The sequence below is a fragment of the Micromonospora sp. A200 genome (assembly GCF_029893845.1).
Classification (GTDB): Bacteria; Actinomycetota; Actinomycetes; order Mycobacteriales; family Micromonosporaceae; genus Micromonospora; species Micromonospora purpureochromogenes.
The window spans coordinates 1-1408 of the sequence record NZ_JARXXY010000090.1 but is presented as its reverse complement, the minus strand read 5'-3'; the positions used below and the strand labels follow the sequence as shown (position 1 = coordinate 1408).

The 1408-nt window shown below is 68.7% G+C and carries 1 protein-coding gene; it reads left to right on the top strand.

The window, feature by feature from the left end; genetic code table 11:
• The first annotated feature begins 112 nt into the window (after window positions 1-112).
• Window positions 113-1375: an ISL3 family transposase gene (locus M2302_RS33025; protein WP_280841711.1), complete on the top strand. Its 1263-nt coding sequence runs from the start codon at window positions 113-115 to the stop codon at window positions 1373-1375.
• Window positions 1376-1408: the final 33 nt, after the last annotated feature.

Below are 1408 nucleotides of genomic sequence, written 5' to 3'. Positions count from 1 at the left end.
GGGTCTTGTGACGCATGTGTGGGTGGTTCGGTGCGTCGTTTATGGCGCATGCCGTTGTCCTGCCTAGGTTCTGGCTTGTCGAAGGTCAGAACTGGATGGGCGGGAGAACGGCATGCGTTCTGCCAGGGTATGGGCTGGGCTGCTCGGGGTCGAGCAGGCGGTGGTCGAGGGTGTCGAGTTCGATCCGGACGAGTCGGTGTTGGTGGCTCGGGTGCGGGTGCGTAAGGGCGCGTCGCGGCGGTGTCCGCATTGCGGGCGGCGGTGTGCGCGCTATGACGCTGGTGTTCGTCGTCGGTGGCGGGCGGTGGATCTGGGGACGGTCCGGGCGGTGGTGGAGGCGCACGCGCCGCGGGTGTCGTGTCGGGTGCATGGTGTGGTGGTCGCGGCGGTGCCGTGGGCGCGTCATGGGGCGGGGCATACGCGGGCGTTCGACGCGACGGTGGCGTGGCTGGCGGTGCACACCGCGAAGTCGGCGGTGTCGCAGTTGATGCGGATCAGTTGGCGCACCGTGGGGTCGATCGTGGCGCGGGTGTGGGCCGACACCGGTGGTGCGGTGGATCGGTTCGACGGGTTGCGTCGTATCGGTATCGACGAGGTCAGCTATAAGAAGGGCCACCGGTATCTGACGGTGGTCGTCGACCACGACACCGGCCGACTGGTCTGGGCCGCACCGGGAAAGAGCGCAGCCACGTTGCATGCGTTCTTCGATGCGCTCGGCCCCGACCGCGCCGCGAAGATCACGCACGTGTCCGCCGACGGCGCCGACTGGATCACCACCGTCGTTCGTCGCCGGTGCCCACGCGCGGTCCGCTGCGCCGACCCGTTCCACGTCGTGGCCTGGGCCACCGACGCCGTCGATCGGGTTCGCCGGCAGGTGTGGAACGAGGCCGCCGGCCGTGGGGCCGGCCGTCGCGGCGTCGCCGTCGGTGAGGCCCGCAGGTTGAAGAACACCCGCTGGGCGTTGTGGAAGAACCCGGCCAACCTGACCAAGGCCCAGCAGAGCAAGCTCGCCTGGATCGCCAAGACTCACCCCCGCCTGCACCGGGCATGGGCCCTCAAGGAGGGCCTACGACTGGTGTTCACCCTGGCCAAGACCAGTCCGACCGCCGCGACCGAAGCCCTCGACCGGTGGATCGGATGGGCCCGCCGCAGCCGCCTCGACGTCTTCGTCGACCTGCAACGACGCGTCGTGCGTCACCGCGACGCCATCCTCGCGTCCATCGAACACGGCCTGTCCAACGGCCGCATCGAGTCCGTCAACGCCAAGATCCGACTACTCACCCGAATGGCCTACGGATTCCACTCACCCCACGCCCTCATCGCCCTGGCCATGCTCAGCCTCGGCGGCCACCGACCCCAACTACCCAACAGATGATCTACACCGACCCACAAACCCAGCAGAAGACCC

What these genes read in the sequence shown, in the direction of transcription:
- M2302_RS33025 (WP_280841711.1), top strand. Translation starts at nt 113, where the DNA reads ATGCGTTCTGCCAGGGTATGGGCTGGGCTGCTCGGGGTCGAGCAGGCG.